11 protein-coding genes are annotated in these 14,782 nt (G+C 58.4%); 2 read left to right on the forward strand and 9 right to left on the reverse strand.

Going from position 1 to position 14,782, the window contains the following annotated elements:
- Window positions 1-7: 7 nt before the first annotated feature.
- The 4 genes from feoB to greB form a co-directional block, all read right to left on the reverse strand.
- The gene (gene feoB, locus AC1M2H_RS01855) at window positions 8-2,326 is read right to left on the reverse strand and encodes a Fe(2+) transporter permease subunit FeoB (protein ID WP_480150091.1); all 2,319 of its coding nucleotides are present in this window, start codon (window positions 2,324-2,326) and stop codon (window positions 8-10) included.
- A gap of 29 nt (window positions 2,327-2,355) precedes the next feature.
- The gene (feoA, locus tag AC1M2H_RS01860) at window positions 2,356-2,583 is read right to left on the reverse strand and encodes a ferrous iron transporter A (protein WP_004868486.1); all 228 of its coding nucleotides are present in this window, start codon (window positions 2,581-2,583) and stop codon (window positions 2,356-2,358) included.
- Window positions 2,584-2,988: 405 nt separating this feature from the next.
- Complete coding sequence (locus tag AC1M2H_RS01865) at window positions 2,989-5,316, reverse strand: Tex family protein (RefSeq protein ID WP_480150092.1); 2,328 nt, start codon at window positions 5,314-5,316, stop codon at window positions 2,989-2,991.
- A 152-nt stretch (window positions 5,317-5,468) separates the two neighbouring features.
- Window positions 5,469-5,942: a transcription elongation factor GreB gene (gene greB / locus AC1M2H_RS01870; RefSeq protein ID WP_480150093.1), complete on the reverse strand. Its 474-nt coding sequence runs from the start codon at window positions 5,940-5,942 to the stop codon at window positions 5,469-5,471.
- A gap of 225 nt (window positions 5,943-6,167) precedes the next feature.
- Between greB and ompR the strand changes: the two genes are divergently transcribed.
- Together ompR and envZ are read left to right on the forward strand one after the other, a co-directional pair.
- On the forward strand, window positions 6,168-6,887 hold the full coding sequence (gene ompR / locus AC1M2H_RS01875; protein ID WP_001157751.1) for an osmolarity response regulator transcription factor OmpR: 720 nt from the start codon (window positions 6,168-6,170) through the stop codon (window positions 6,885-6,887).
- Entirely contained in the window at window positions 6,884-8,245 is a 1,362-nt protein-coding gene (envZ, locus tag AC1M2H_RS01880; RefSeq protein ID WP_480150094.1) for a two-component system sensor histidine kinase EnvZ, read from the forward strand. Before ompR ends, envZ begins: the two co-directional genes overlap by 4 nt.
- Window positions 8,246-8,353: 108 nt before the next feature.
- Here the strand turns inward: envZ and pckA are convergent, their stop codons facing one another.
- The 5 genes from pckA to AC1M2H_RS01905 form a co-directional block, all read right to left on the reverse strand.
- Window positions 8,354-9,976, reverse strand: coding sequence for a phosphoenolpyruvate carboxykinase (ATP) (pckA, locus tag AC1M2H_RS01885; protein ID WP_480150095.1), 1,623 nt, complete (start codon window positions 9,974-9,976; stop codon window positions 8,354-8,356).
- 359 nt (window positions 9,977-10,335) lie between these two features.
- On the reverse strand, window positions 10,336-11,214 hold the full coding sequence (hslO, locus tag AC1M2H_RS01890; RefSeq protein ID WP_480150096.1) for an Hsp33 family molecular chaperone HslO: 879 nt from the start codon (window positions 11,212-11,214) through the stop codon (window positions 10,336-10,338).
- 45 nt (window positions 11,215-11,259) lie between these two features.
- Window positions 11,260-11,661: a ribosome-associated heat shock protein Hsp15 gene (gene hslR / locus AC1M2H_RS01895; RefSeq protein WP_480150097.1), complete on the reverse strand. Its 402-nt coding sequence runs from the start codon at window positions 11,659-11,661 to the stop codon at window positions 11,260-11,262.
- The gene (gene yrfG, locus AC1M2H_RS01900) at window positions 11,658-12,341 is read right to left on the reverse strand and encodes a GMP/IMP nucleotidase (RefSeq protein WP_480150098.1); all 684 of its coding nucleotides are present in this window, start codon (window positions 12,339-12,341) and stop codon (window positions 11,658-11,660) included. The genes hslR and yrfG overlap by 4 nt, the downstream gene beginning before the upstream one ends.
- Window positions 12,342-12,400: 59 nt before the next feature.
- Window positions 12,401-14,530: an intracellular growth attenuator family protein gene (locus AC1M2H_RS01905; RefSeq protein ID WP_480150099.1), complete on the reverse strand. Its 2,130-nt coding sequence runs from the start codon at window positions 14,528-14,530 to the stop codon at window positions 12,401-12,403.
- Window positions 14,531-14,782 lie beyond the last annotated feature (252 nt).

The raw sequence follows: 14,782 nt of genomic DNA on the forward strand, positions 1-14,782 counted from the left end.
TCGCTCCTTAGTGGCAATCGCCGGCCGGGCTCTGGCAGCACGACGACGGCGTTTTGCGCGTCGCCAGCAGCGAGACGTCGACCCGACTGCGCGCGCGGCGCAGCAGGCCAAAGAGCACGATGTTGAACAGCACGACGGCGAGGATGCATGCCAGGCTGTAGCGTGGGTGCTGGCTAAAGCTCACGGTCTGATAGTAGAGCGTGGAGAGCGAGTAAGCGATGTTCAGCCCCCAGAGAATGGAGAACGACATCCAGCCGCGGCTTGATTCGCGGGCGACGGCGCCCATCACCGAGATACACGGGATATAGAGCAGGACGAAAATCAGGTAGCTATACGCCGCGGCGGCGCTGCCGAATTTGCTGCTCATCACGCCCATGGCGCCGGTTTCCATTTCGCCATCACCTTTGCTGGCTTCAATGGGGTTCGCCAGCACGCTCAGGCTGAAGGTGCTTTTCAGGCTCTGCCAGGTTTCATCCGCCGCCGCCAGCAGCTCGTCGCCGAGGTGGAATTCCTGAGGATTAAAGGCTTCATTCTGAATGTTTTCGGCGGTGTAAAGCGTGTTTAACGTGCCGACGACCACCTCTTTGGCCATTGCGCCGGTAAACAGCCCGACCGTCGCCTGCCAGTTGTCTTCATGAACGCCAATCGGCTTAAACAGCGGGGTAATGATCCGGCTCACCGACGCCAGCGCCGAGTCGTTAATGTTATCTACCAGCCTGCCGTTGAGCGAGAAGCTGTTGAACGCGCTGAGGAAGATGCTGACGATCACAATGACTTTACCCGCCCGCAGCACGAAGCCTTTCAGGCGCTGCCAGGTCTGGATGACCAGACTCTTGATATGCGGTACATGATACACCGGCAGCTCCATCACGAACGGCGAGGCTTCACCGCGCATAATGGTGTGCTTGAGCATCAGGCCGGTGAGGATCGCCATCACGATGCCCAGCAGGTACAGCGAAAATACCGCCAGCGCGCCGTTTTGCCCGAAGAAGGCGGCGGCGAAGACGGCAAAGATAGCCAGCCGCGCGCCGCAGGACATAAACGGCGCCATCATGATCGTCATCAGGCGCTCGCGCGGCGCATCCAGCGTACGCGCGCCCATCACCGACGGCACGTTGCAGCCGAAGCCAACAATCAGCGGCACGAAGGATTTCCCCGGCAGGCCCAGCGCCTGCATCAGTCGATCCATCACGAACGCCGCGCGCGCCATATAGCCGGAGTCTTCGAGGAAGGAGAGGAACAGGTACATCATGCCGATTTGCGGCACCAGCGGCAGCACGGTGTTGATGCCGCCGCCGACCCCCTGGGCGAGGAATACGGTCAGCCACTCCGGCAGATGCAGGGTATAGCCCAGCCACTGAATGCCGTGGATAAAGATAGCTACCGATCCGGCGTCGAATATCGGCTGCAGGGCGCCGCCGATGTTGATGGCCAGTAAAAACATCAGATACATGACGAACAGAAAAATGGGCAGCCCAAGCACCCGGTTGAGGATGATTTTATCCATCGCGGCGGTGAAGCGGCTCGGCTCGGCGGTCAGGGTGTTGCTGACGGCATCGCAGATGGCGGCAATGCTCTGGTAGCGGGCATCGGCAATATGCAGCGCCGGATCGTTAATCTCGTTGCCCAGGTTCGCAAGGACGGCATCGAGCCTGTCGGCGGCGTCGCCGGCGTAGGCGCGGCTATAAATATCGCCTTCCAGCATCTGCAGGCCGAGCCAGCAGCGCTGGCGCGATGAAATGTCACGGGACATAGCCTGCGCCAGCTTTTCCGCCTCGCGCAGCAGCGGCTGCGGATAGTGCACCAGCTCAATCTCTTTATTTTTGTGGTGACGATCGATAGCCATCTTCAGGGCTTCGATACCGCGACCGCGGGTCGACACCAGCGGGATAACCGGGCAGCCAAGCCGCGCTGAAAGAGCGTCGACGTCGATGCGAATTTTCTGCTTCTCGGCGATATCCAGCATATTCAGCGCCACAACGCAGGGGATCCCCAGCTCCAGTAGCTGGAGCGTCAGGTAGAGGTTACGCTCAAGGTTTGAGGCATCGACGACGTTAATCAGCAGGTCGGCGTCGCCGCTGAGAATATAGTGACAGGCAATCTGCTCATCCAGCGAGGTTTGCGAGGAGATGGTGGTCAGTGAATAGGTGCCGGGCAGGTCAACCAGCGTGACCTGATTATCCGTGGTGGTAAAGGCTCCCTCTTTACGCTCAACGGTCACGCCGGCCCAATTACCCACGCGCTGGCGCGCGCCGGTGAGCTGATTAAATAAAGTGGTCTTGCCGGAGTTAGGATTGCCAATTAAACCAATGGTTAACTTTTTCATATTTCAGACTCTTATTGCCGGGCCGGAAGTTATTGTGCAACCGCTTCCAGTTCTATTAAATCGAGATCCTTTTTACGTAATACCAGGCTCACGCGCCGGGTTTCGATATGAACAGGATCGCCAAGCGGCGCCACGCGTACGACGTTAAAAGAGGAGCCAGGCAACATGCCAAGGGATAACAGTTTCTGCCGGTAAGCCGGGCTTATATCGCGAGAGAAACCGGTAATTTTCCAAGCGCTATCGGGAGTGAATTGCATAGGGCCTACTTATATATCGCTAACTGAGCGAGAGTTTACCGTGCGCAGCGACTGTGCGGCATCGGGGAACATCGCCAACGAAGAAGAATTGATACTGTAAATAATGATAATGAGAATAGTTTTTATCATCAATACATAACTGGCGTAATAATAGACTTTGTGCGGAAATTCGCTGTTTTATTGATATGACTCAAGGTCTGTGCGATAGGATTAAATAAATAAAATATTACATTCTGACATTACTGTTTAATTGAGGTTTCATTGGTTAATGAAATGAATATTTAATAAATAGACTTGCGCTCGCGTTTATTAACAGACTATTGGAATTTATCGCGAAGCGTTTACGCAATATTGCTGAGCGATTAGCAGGAGATAGCCCCCCGGAACGGGGGGCAAAGAGGAGGGCTAGCGTTTTTTACCCATTGCCGCCGCCAGCGCGTCCATCATGGCGCTATTGCCGTTCGACTGCGCTTCACGGCCGCGCGGTTTTGCCGCTTTTGCCGGCGGACGATTGCCCTGCGGGCGCTCGCCGCCGCCGCGACGCGCGTTGCCTTCTCCGGGCTGTTCATCCAGACGCATCGTCAGGGCAATACGCTTACGCTGCAGGTCAACTTCCATCACCTTAACCTGGACGATATCGCCCGCTTTGACCACGGTATGCGGGTCTTCAACGAACTTATTCGAAAGCGATGATATATGCACCAGGCCGTCCTGGTGTACGCCGATATCGACAAACGCGCCAAAGTTGGTGACGTTGGTGACCGCCCCTTCCAGCACCATGCCCGGCAGCAGATCGTTCATGGTTTCTACGCCGTCAGCGAACTTCGCGGTTTTGAATTCCGGACGCGGATCGCGGCCCGGTTTTTCCAGCTCTTTGATGATGTCGGTCACCGTCGGGACGCCGAATTTCTCATCGGTGAACTCGCCAGGCTTGAGGTTGCGCAGTTCGCTGCTGTTACCCATCAGCTCTTTAAGCGCCTGCTGCGTAGCGGCCAGAATCCGCTCAACGATCGGATAGGCTTCCGGGTGCACGGTGGAGGCATCCAGCGGGTTATCGCCGTGGTTGATGCGCAGGAACCCCGCACACTGCTCAAAGGCTTTGGGACCGAGGCGACTCACCTTCAGCAGCTGCTGGCGGTTCTGGAACTGGCCGTTTTCATCGCGCCAGGCGACGATATTCTGCGCCATCATGCGGGTCAGCCCGGCGACGCGGGTGAGCAGCGGCACGGAGGCGGTATTGAGGTCAACGCCGACGGCGTTCACACAGTCCTCAACTACCGCATCCAGCCTGCGCGCCAGCTGCGTCTGGCTGACATCGTGCTGATACTGGCCGACGCCGATAGACTTCGGATCGATCTTCACCAGCTCGGCCAGCGGATCCTGCAGGCGGCGGGCGATAGATACGGCGCCGCGCAGGGAAACGTCAAGGTCCGGGAACTCCAGCGCCGCCAGCTCGGAGGCCGAATAGACCGACGCCCCCGCTTCGCTGACGATCACCTTCTGCGCGGTGACCTTCGGGAACTGCTGCTGCACGTCGAGGAAGAAGCGTTCGGTTTCGCGCGAGGCGGTGCCGTTACCGATAGCGACCAGCTCAACGTTGTGTTTTTGACACAGCCCGGCGACCGCCACCGCGGCTTTCGCCGCCTGGCCGGTGTGCGGATAGATGGTGTCGGTGGCGACCAGCTTGCCGGTGCCGTCAACGACCGCCACCTTCACGCCGGTACGCAGGCCCGGGTCGAGGCCCATCGTCGCGCGCAGCCCCGCAGGCGCCGCCATCAGCAGGTCGTGCAGGTTACGCGCAAAGACGTTGATGGCTTCATCTTCCGCGCGTTCGCGTACGGTGCCCATCAGCTCGGTTTCGAGATGCATCAGGACCTTGATGCGCCAGGTCCAGCTCACCACCCCTTTACGCCAGCTATCTGCCGGAGCGTTATTCAGGCGCAGGCCGAGATGGCTGATAATGATCTGCTCGCAGTGGCTCTCTTTCGGCGGCTCGTCGAACTGCGGGTCGGCGTTGAGGGCCAGCTGCAGGATGCCTTCGTTGCGGCCGCGGAACATCGCCAGCGCGCGGTGTGAAGGCACGGTTGAAATTGGCTCATGATGATCGAAGTAGTCGCGGAACTTCGCGCCTTCCTCTTCTTTCCCGCTGACCACGGTGGCGACCAGATGGGCGTTCTTCCACAGATAGTCGCGCACTTTTGCCAGCAGCCCGGCATCTTCAGCGAAGCGCTCCATCAGGATATAGCGCGCGCCGTCAAGGGCGGCCTTGGTATCCGCCACGCCGTTGTCGGCATTGATAAATTTGCCGGCTTCGGCCTCCGGGTCGTGGGACGGGTCGTTCCACAGCAGGTCCGCCAGCGGCTCCAGCCCGGCTTCGATAGCGATCTGCCCGCGGGTGCGGCGCTTGGGCTTATACGGCAGGTAAAGATCTTCGAGCTCGGTTTTGCTCAGGGTGGTGGCGATGGCTTTTTCCAGCGCATCGGTCAATTTGCCCTGCTCGCCGATCGATTTGAGGATCGACTGACGGCGTTCTTCCAGCTCGCGGAGATAGCCGAGGCGGGTTTCCAGATTACGCAGCTGCGTGTCATCCAGACCGCCGGTGACTTCCTTACGATAACGTGCAATAAACGGCACGGTGTTCCCTTCATCAAGCAGGCGAACGGCAGCTTCTACCTGTTCAGACCTGGCCTGAAGTTCACCCGCAATAATGCGGCAGAGCGAATCATTCATCATGGCTTGGCTTCATCTACTGGATCAAAAAAATCAGGGGATAGTTATACGGACTGACATCGCAAAATGCCAGTCGCGGCGGAGGTCTCTCGGAATCTTCCGGGCATAAATCCGGGCGCAAGGCGGCAGATAAAATAGCCTGATGGCCCAGGGATCTATTTGACGTATTCAATTTCGTTAACGTACCAGCTGGCTTCGCCGGCGGGCGTCTGGACGATAGCCAGGTCACCGACCTCTTTCTTCAGCAGGGCGCGGGCCATGGGCGAGTCGATCGAGATATAGTCTTTGCGGCCGAAGATTTCATCGTAGCCGACGATGCGAAAGCGCTTGCTGTCGCCGTTATCGTTTTCAATCTCGACCCACGCGCCGAAGAACACTTTACCCTCCTGCTGCGGGGAGTAATCAACGATCTTCAGATGCTCAAGACATTTGCTCAGATAACGCACCCGGCGGTCAATTTCGCGCAGGCGTTTTTTATTATACTGATAGTCGGCGTTTTCACTGCGGTCGCCAAGACTTGCCGCCCAGGTAACTTTTTTAGTGACTTCAGGGCGCTCTTCGCGCCATAGATAGTCCATCTCTTTTTTAAGTTTTTCATACCCTTCACGGGTAATCAGCGGCGTTTTCATTAATCGGTCTACCTTCTGATTGTCGGGCATTGCGCGGTACGTCATGCGTGATAATACCGACAGAATAAACAATGTGTCTTATGATTAAATGTATACTTAAGCTGCTGTAAAATATGCTTTGTAACAATTTAGCCTGGAATATATACCAGATTTAGCTGGTGGGCGGCACGGGCTTTTTTGAGAATACGCACTGACCATTGCAGTGAACCTTTGGGAGTATAAACAATGCAAGAGAATTATAAGATTCTGGTTGTCGATGACGACATGCGCCTGCGCGCGCTGCTCGAGCGTTATCTGACCGAGCAAGGCTTCCAGGTTCGAAGCGTCGCCAACGCCGAACAGATGGATCGCCTGCTGACCCGCGAGTCCTTCCACCTGATGGTGCTGGATTTGATGCTGCCCGGCGAAGACGGCCTGTCCATTTGCCGTCGCCTGCGTAGCCAGAGCAACCCGATGCCGATCATTATGGTGACGGCGAAGGGGGAAGAAGTTGACCGTATCGTGGGCCTTGAGATCGGCGCCGACGACTACATTCCCAAACCCTTCAACCCGCGCGAGCTGCTGGCGCGTATCCGCGCCGTGCTGCGCCGTCAGGCGAATGAGCTGCCGGGCGCGCCCTCGCAGGAAGAGGCGGTTATCGCGTTTGGTAAATTCAAGCTTAACCTCGGCACCCGCGAGATGTTCCGTGAAGATGAGCCTATGCCGCTGACCAGCGGTGAGTTTGCGGTGCTGAAGGCGCTGGTGAGCCACCCGCGCGAGCCGCTCTCCCGCGATAAGCTGATGAACCTTGCCCGCGGCCGCGAATACTCGGCGATGGAGCGCTCCATCGATGTGCAAATCTCCCGCCTGCGCCGCATGGTGGAAGAGGACCCGGCACATCCGCGCTATATCCAGACCGTGTGGGGCCTTGGCTACGTCTTCGTACCGGACGGCTCTAAGGCATGAAACGCGTGCGCTTTTCGCCGCGAAGTTCGTTTGCTCGCACCCTGCTGCTGATTGTCACCCTGCTGTTCGTCAGCCTGGTGACGACCTACCTGGTGGTGCTGAATTTCGCGATCCTGCCGAGTTTGCAGCAGTTTAATAAGGTTCTGGCATACGAAGTCCGTATGCTGATGACCGATAAGCTGCAGCTCGAGGATGGCACCCAGCTGGTGGTGCCTCCGGCCTTTCGTCGCGAGATTTATCGGGAACTGGGCATTTCGCTCTATTCCAACGAAGCGGCGGAAGATGCGGGTTTGCGCTGGGCGCAACATTACGAATTTTTAAGTCAGCAGATGGCGCACCAGCTCGGCGGGCCAACCGAAGTGCGGGTCGAGGTCAACAAAAGCTCGCCGGTGGTGTGGCTGAAAACCTGGCTCTCCCCGAATATCTGGGTGCGCGTCCCGCTGACGGAAATCCATCAGGGCGATTTCTCGCCGCTGTTCCGCTATACCCTGGCGATTATGCTGTTGGCGATTGGCGGCGCCTGGCTCTTTATCCGTATTCAGAACCGACCGCTGGTTGACCTTGAGCACGCGGCGCTGCAGGTTGGGCGGGGCATTATTCCGCCGCCGCTGCGCGAGTACGGGGCGTCAGAGGTCCGCTCGGTGACCCGCGCCTTCAACCATATGGCCGCAGGCGTTAAGCAGCTGGCTGACGATCGCACGCTGCTGATGGCCGGCGTGAGCCACGATCTGCGCACGCCGCTGACGCGTATTCGCCTGGCGACGGAGATGATGGCGGAGGAGGACGGTTACCTTGCCGAGTCGATTAATAAAGACATCGAAGAGTGTAACGCCATCATCGAGCAGTTCATTGACTATCTGCGTACCGGGCAGGAGATGCCGATGGAGCTGGCGGACCTGAACTCGGTGCTGGGCGAGGTTATCGCGGCGGAAAGCGGCTATGAGCGCGAAATTGCCACCGACCTGCAGGCGGGGGAGATCCCGCTGCGCATCCATCCTCTGTCCATCAAGCGCGCGCTGGCCAATATGGTGGTGAACGCCGCGCGCTACGGCAACGGCTGGATTAAGGTCAGCAGCGGCAGTGAAGCAAGCAGCGCGTGGTTCCAGGTCGAGGACGATGGTCCGGGCATCAAGCCGGAGCAGCGCGAGCACCTGTTCCAGCCGTTTGTGCGCGGCGATAGCGCCCGCAGCACCAGCGGTACCGGGCTGGGGCTGGCCATCGTGCAGCGTATTGTCGACAACCATAACGGTCGGCTGGAGATAGGCTCCAGCGAGCGGGGCGGGCTGTTGATCCGCGCATGGCTGCCGATCCCCGTCCATCGCGCCCTCGTGCCGGCGAGGCAGAACAAAGAGAGCTGATAGCGTGCTGCGCCAGGCTGTCAGCCCGCGAAGCCGGGCAACGAGGCATAAAGATTAGGCATAAAAAAGCCGGGCAAAGCCCGGCTTTTTCTTAACGCTCGTTCACGCTTAGCGCTTCGGCCCTGCGGCAACCAGCGCCGCGCCCGCCGGCGTATCGGTATACTTCTCGAAGTTTTCCACAAACAGCGTCGCCAGCTGCTCGGCCTTTTCCTGCCACTGCTCCGGCGAACCGTAGGTGTTGCGCGGATCGAGGATATGGCTATCCACGCCCGGCAGCTCGATTGGGATCTGCAGGTCGAACATCGGCAGCGTAAAGGTTTCCGCGTCATCCAGTGAACCGTTGAGGATCGCGTCGATGATCGCGCGAGTGTCTTTAATCGAGATGCGCTTGCCGGTGCCGTTCCAGCCGGTGTTCACCAGGTAGGCCTGCGCGCCGGATGCCTGCATGCGTTTCACCAGCACCTCCGCGTACTGCGTCGGGTGCAGCGACAGGAAGGCGGCGCCGAAGCAGGCGGAGAAGGTCGGCGTTGGTTCCGTCACGCCGCGCTCGGTTCCCGCCAGCTTGGCGGTAAAGCCGGAGAGGAAGTGGTACTGCGTCTGATCGGCGGTCAGGCGCGATACCGGCGGCAGCACGCCAAAGGCGTCGGCGGTCAGGAAGATAACCTTGGTCGCGTGGCCCGCTTTCGATACCGGCTTAACAATATTCTCGATGTGGTAGATCGGGTAGGAGACGCGGGTGTTCTCGGTCTTTGAGCCGTCATCAAAATCAATGGTGCCGTCCGGGCGAACGACGACGTTTTCCAGCAGCGCGTCGCGGCGAATGGCGTGGTAGATATCAGGCTCAGCGGCTTCGGAAAGCTTAATGGTCTTCGCGTAGCAGCCGCCTTCGAAGTTAAACACCCCGTCGTCATCCCAGCCGTGTTCGTCATCGCCGATCAGGCGGCGCTTCGGATCGGTGGAAAGGGTGGTTTTACCGGTGCCGGAGAGGCCGAAGAAGACGGCGACATCGCCTTTTTCACCGACGTTGGCCGAGCAGTGCATTGACGCGATGCCCTGCAGCGGCAGCAGGTAGTTCATGATCGAGAACATCCCTTTTTTCATTTCGCCGCCGTACCAGGTCCCGCCAATCAGCTGGATACGCTCGGTCAGGTTGAAGGCGATGAAGTTCTCTGAGTTCAGCCCCTGCTCCTGCCACTGCGGGTTAGTGCATTTCGCGCCGTTCATGACGATGAAATCCGGCTCAAATCCCGCCAGCTCTTCATCCGTAGGGCGGATAAACATGTTTTTGACGAAGTGCGCCTGCCAGGCCACCTCGGTAATAAAGCGTACGCTCAGGCGGGTGTCGGCGTTGGCGCCGCAGAAGGCGTCAACGATGAACAGACGCTTGCCGGAGAGTTGATGGGTAACCAGCCCCTTCAGGTGCTGCCAGGTCTCCTGTGAGAGCGGCTTGTTGTCGTTCTTGCCCTTACCCTTATCGGACCACCAGACGGTGTCACGGGTCGTATCGTCGCGAACGATATATTTATCTTTCGGCGAACGGCCGGTGAAAATACCGGTATCGACGGCGATAGCACCAGAACTGGTTAATACGCCACGCTCATACCCTTCCAGATTGGGGTCGAGCTCCTCCTGATACAATGTGTCGTAGTCGGGATTGTGGACGATATCCTGGACGTCGTTGATACTATAAGCCTTGAGATCCTGCGGGGTTAAACCATTATTAACGCGCATGTCACTGCTCCTTAGCCAATATATACTGCTTTAAATTGTAGGGGTTATTGAGGGGTATAGACCGCGACCAGGCTCATAGATTTACGTATCTCGACAAACGCCCTGCTGACGGAAAACACGGTGACTCCTGTCACGAAACGGGAGGATTATCTCAGGAAATTGGCGATTGGTGGGGATAGATGTTTATTAATGGTTAAAAAGTAATTAAAAAAACTGCTGAACTGTGAATGTAATCGCTTTCCTGAAAGAAAATTACGTAACACTTTCAGTGGGAATCGATTCATCTCGCGCGTAAAAAACTTGACGCCAGGAACGGCGGGGGAGCAACCCCCCGACGACGCGCCTGGCGGACAGGATGGTTAGTGAAGCTGGGGATCGGCCGGAGAAGCGTTATTGCGGATTTCAGCAATATCCATAGCGTTGAAGAGATAGTGATTGCCGCAGTAATCGCAGTGCATATCAATTTCGCCCTCGTCGGCCAGGATGCTATCAATTTCTTCATCCGGCAGCGTCTTCAGCGCGCCCGCACAGCGTTCGCGGGAGCAGGTACATTTGAACTCCACGTTCTGCGGATCGTAAACCGTGACCTCTTCTTCATGGTACAGGCGCCACAGGACATCGTTAGCCGGCAGGGTCAACAGCTCCTCGGCCTTAATGGTCTCCGTCAGGGTAGCCAGGTGTTCGAAATCAGCGGCCTGGGTGTCCTGCGCCGGCATCACCTGCAGCAGCATGCCGCCGGCCATCGGTTTTCCGTCATGTTCGCCGGTACGAATGATCAGGCGGGTCGGCAGCTGCTCCGAGCGCTGGAAGTAATCTTCCAGGCAGGCGGCCAGGGTTTCGCCTTCCAGACCGACAACGCCCTGATAGCGCTCGCCCTCATTCGGAGAGATGGTGATGACCAGATAACCGTTACCCACCAGCGTTTTCAGGTCGGCATCTTCCGGGATCTCGCCCTGGATGCGTGCGACGCCGCGCAGCTGCTGCTGGTTAGTGCCGTTAATCACCGCCAGAGAGAGAGGACCGTCTCCCTGCAGCTGCACGGTAATATCACCGGCAAACTTCAGCGTTGCGGTCAGCAGGCTGGTGGCCACCAGCAGCTCCGCCAGCACGGTTTTCACCGGCTGCGGATAGCTATGATTAGCCAGAATTTGCTCCAGAGTGTCTGAAACGGTAACCAGCTCACCGCGCACGGCATAGTTTTCAAACAGGTAACGATGTAATTGATCGTGTTGAGTCATAATAGTCTCTCTTGCTGGCAACAGCGCCGCCTGGCGTTCAGGTCGTTATTCACTATCGCCGTGTTTAAATCTCATCAGGTCGCGGCGCTCTTTCTTGTCCGGACGTCTGTCGGGATGCGGCATGGTTAGCGCGTTCATTTTGCGCGCCAGCGCCATTTTCTCGCGTTTCTCGATGCTCTCTACCGTCTCTTCGTACAGCGCAACGGCTTCGCTGGCGGGCCGGCGCTGTTCAGTTATGCCTTTTACGATGACGGTGCGTTCGTCGTTGCCCTGGCGTAGCGTCAGGGTAGCGTCCAGCTCAACGATTTTCCCGGGCTTGCTGCGCTGTCCGTTATAGTGCACCTTGCCGCCTTCAATCATCTCGCGCGCCAGCGCGCGGGTTTTATAGATGCGGGCTGCCCAAAGCCATTTGTCCAGCCTGATGGCGACGGCGGGCTTCTCTTTCATAGCCTCTCCTTTAGCATCAGCGAGGGGATCAGGCGCCGGTAATCATTCATGCCTGGATGGCGGGCGTAGCGCTTCTCCGCCAGCCCGGAATCCGGATTGGTCACCCCAAGGCAGTAGCGGATACCGTACTGCGCCGCCGCATCGAGGATCGCCTCGTTGTCATCCACAAACAGCGTCTTGCGCGCATCGAAGCCGGTTTCCTCAGCCACCGCATGCCACAGGCGCTGATCCTCTTTCGGATAACCAAATGTGTGGGTGGAAAGCAATAAATCAAGGTGTGCATCCAGACCGGTGTGCTCGAGCTTGACCGCCAGGTTGTGCGGATGGGCGTTGGTCAGCAGAATGCGCCGCTTGCCGCTGGCTTTGAGGGCATCAAGGAACGGCACGGTATCTTCGCGCAGGGCGGCTTTCGGTCCCTGCTCGCTGGTCATCGCACGAATATCCAAATTCAGGCGCTCGCTCCAGTAGTCCAGACAGTACCAGTTTAGCGTATGCTGCACCGCGTGATACTCCTGACGCATCGCCTCTCTGGCCTCCTGCAGGCTAAGGCCGCGGGCGGCTCCCCAGGTTTCCGGCACCAGCTTTTGCCAGAAATAGTTATCGAAGGCGAGGTCGAGCAGGGTGCCATCCATATCCAGCAGAACGGTATCAACCTTCTGCCAGGCGATATCAAAGCGCATGGTGAGTCTCCAGCGAGGGGAAATGCGCGACAGGTTAACACACCCCGTCGCGCAAAGGGTTACTCGTGATGTTCCGGCGCGGGGATGAGCACCGGGTTCAGGCAGCTTTCATAATATTTCTGAATCTCTTCCATCCGCTGGCGATGGCGCTGGTAGCGGCGGATCGCCAGCACGCCGTGCCAGAACGCGCAGCCGAGCATCAGCAGCAGCAGCAGCGTCGTGCCGAGATAGCGCCACAGCCCTGAGCGATCGGGAATGCGGTGTAGGTTGATATGCTGCGTGCCGTTGGCATCGGTATAGAGATTAGTGACGATACCCTCGGCGTGGAAAGGCGTATGCATCAGCATTCCGGCCAGCCGCTGCAGCTCGCCCCACTGGTCCTGGGCAGGGTAATCATACAGGCTGACGGTGGGCCACGGCTGATTGACCAGATTGCTGCCCTCATCGCTGGCGATTAAAAAACCGCCGGGAGCCGGGCTGTTCAGCGCCTGTGCCGCGCGCGACGTTTCGCGGAGTACGAACGGCGCCGTGGAGGTGGTCACCAGGTTTTCCAGCGACTCGGCGCTGACCGGGCGTAACAGCACGTTGACGCCGTCCAGCTTGCCCGAGCCGGCGCGTTTGGTCAGCGCATCCCAGCTGCGCGTATTGCCAAGGTTGACCAGCGCATTCTTCAGGCGCGTGCAGTCATCTTTTGCCGAGCACAGGCTGTTCGTTTTGCTCACGATATCGCCAAAATCATCCAGCAGCACCATGCCTGATTTCTGAATGGCCGAGCGCAGCGCCGGGCTGACGCGCGAATCGTCGTCCGCGTCCGGGTGCAGCTGGCGCTGGACGGACTGCATCAGCGCGGTGGCTTTGCCGACGACGTCAGACTCCGGCAGCGGCAGGGGAGGCGCATCGTTCCAGACGATTTGCGAGCAGTCAAACGGCATAAACGGCGAGCTCTCTTTTGCCGTCCAGGTATCCGGCGTGTGGATATTGCACATGCCGGTGCCCTTAAGCCGCAGGGTATCGCCGATGCGGACCTGCGACTTCTCTAACTGCGCTACGGTCGTCGCTTCAATCGTCTGCGCGCCTTTGAGCCACGAAAGCGTAAATTTAAACGGCATATTCAGCGGCACGCTGGCCCACAGCATCACTACCACCAGCAGGGCGCCGGCGGCGATAATGGCGCTGCGTAGCCAGTACTGGAGCGGGAAGTTCCTGACCTCATCGTGCAGCGACAGGAAGCGTCCCTGACGCGCGACGTGACGATTGAGGTAGATATCGACATCCGTTTGCTGACCGAGATCCTGGGCAATCCAGAGCTGCCAGTGGCGAGGATAGATCAGGTCGATAATACCCAGGGAGATATTATTGATGTGCTCCTGATCGTTTTCACCAAACAGGCCCCAGCGTTTTGGCATTCCACGCAGGCAGTGGATCTCCCGCAGGGCGTTTTTACGCGGCGGAGCGTACATCCCCCACAGGCCAGCGAGCAGCAGCAGGATCCCGCCACCGAGCAGCCAGGGAGTGAAAACGTAGGGGCCGATCAGGCTGAAGTAAAACAGCAGGAACGCGGCAACTATCAGCACCGCTTCGCGTAGACCGTCGGGGCGGTTCAGCGCATGCTCTTCCGCGCTCTCCTGGCGAATACTCAGCAGCTCGATCTGCTCGCTCTCTTCGCCGCGAATGGATGCCTGGGTTGCCGAGGCTCTTTCAAGCGCGTAGCCGCGGGCCTCCTGCGGATAGTCGCTGAGCGCGTGGCCGTTGAGCGCAATAACCAGCGGCAGGCTGTCGGTTGAGATCAGATCGAAGCTATTTTCGTCGTTGATGTGCTGCTCCCAAAACGGCGGCAGGTGGACCTCCACCGAATCAAGGAAGTAGCGCCATTTGTTCGGATCGTCGGTGGTGATGCCGTAGCGGGTGATGGCCCGGGTAACCGTAATAACGGTATCGCTCTGCGCGTTCAGCGTCAGCGAGACGGGCGCGACGCTGGCGCCCGTAGCCGGTATCTTCTGCGCCTGGCTGAGTCCTTCGAGGTACTTTTCGGCCTCCCGGCGCTCCTCGGCGGAAAGCTTGCGCGTAGCCGCATCGCTAAAGGCGCTCAGTAACGGGAGGCGACGACGCCTGGCGTGTGCGCGATACCACCACCCGATCAGCAGCGCGCAGAGCAGCAGTGCCGTGAAGAAAATCAGAAAGGTGCCCATGCCCATCCCATCATAGTTATTCTTTTGCCATTAACACTCAAAAGCCATCCTTCAGGACAATGCTACCTGCGGTTATGGGCCAGGGAAGAGCGCGAAATCCTCGGGTACGCTGGGTACGCGTCGGTTTCAGCGCGCTATCCGCTCAGGCTGCCCGCGACGCTAACGCCCGGTGGAAGAGGCTCGTTGCGTGCGCCTGCAGTTTGCTACCGGCAGATATTGTGTAAGTAAGGGAAAATTTATTGCGCATTACAG

The sequence above is a fragment of the Klebsiella sp. F11 genome (assembly GCF_056712265.1).

What these genes read in the sequence shown, in the direction of transcription:
- envZ (WP_480150094.1), top strand. Translation starts at nt 6,884, where the DNA reads ATGAAACGCGTGCGCTTTTCGCCGCGAAGTTCGTTTGCTCGCACCCTG.
- AC1M2H_RS01865 (WP_480150092.1), bottom strand. Translation starts at nt 5,316, where the DNA reads ATGATGAATGATTCGCTCTGCCGCATTATTGCGGGTGAACTTCAGGCC.
- feoA (WP_004868486.1), bottom strand. Translation starts at nt 2,583, where the DNA reads ATGCAATTCACTCCCGATAGCGCTTGGAAAATTACCGGTTTCTCTCGC.
- pckA (WP_480150095.1), bottom strand. Translation starts at nt 9,976, where the DNA reads ATGCGCGTTAATAATGGTTTAACCCCGCAGGATCTCAAGGCTTATAGT.
- hslO (WP_480150096.1), bottom strand. Translation starts at nt 11,214, where the DNA reads ATGACTCAACACGATCAATTACATCGTTACCTGTTTGAAAACTATGCC.
- AC1M2H_RS01905 (WP_480150099.1), bottom strand. Translation starts at nt 14,530, where the DNA reads ATGGGCACCTTTCTGATTTTCTTCACGGCACTGCTGCTCTGCGCGCTG.
- greB (WP_480150093.1), bottom strand. Translation starts at nt 5,942, where the DNA reads ATGAAAACGCCGCTGATTACCCGTGAAGGGTATGAAAAACTTAAAAAA.
- ompR (WP_001157751.1), top strand. Translation starts at nt 6,168, where the DNA reads ATGCAAGAGAATTATAAGATTCTGGTTGTCGATGACGACATGCGCCTG.
- hslR (WP_480150097.1), bottom strand. Translation starts at nt 11,661, where the DNA reads ATGAAAGAGAAGCCCGCCGTCGCCATCAGGCTGGACAAATGGCTTTGG.
- feoB (WP_480150091.1), bottom strand. Translation starts at nt 2,326, where the DNA reads ATGAAAAAGTTAACCATTGGTTTAATTGGCAATCCTAACTCCGGCAAG.
- yrfG (WP_480150098.1), bottom strand. Translation starts at nt 12,341, where the DNA reads ATGCGCTTTGATATCGCCTGGCAGAAGGTTGATACCGTTCTGCTGGAT.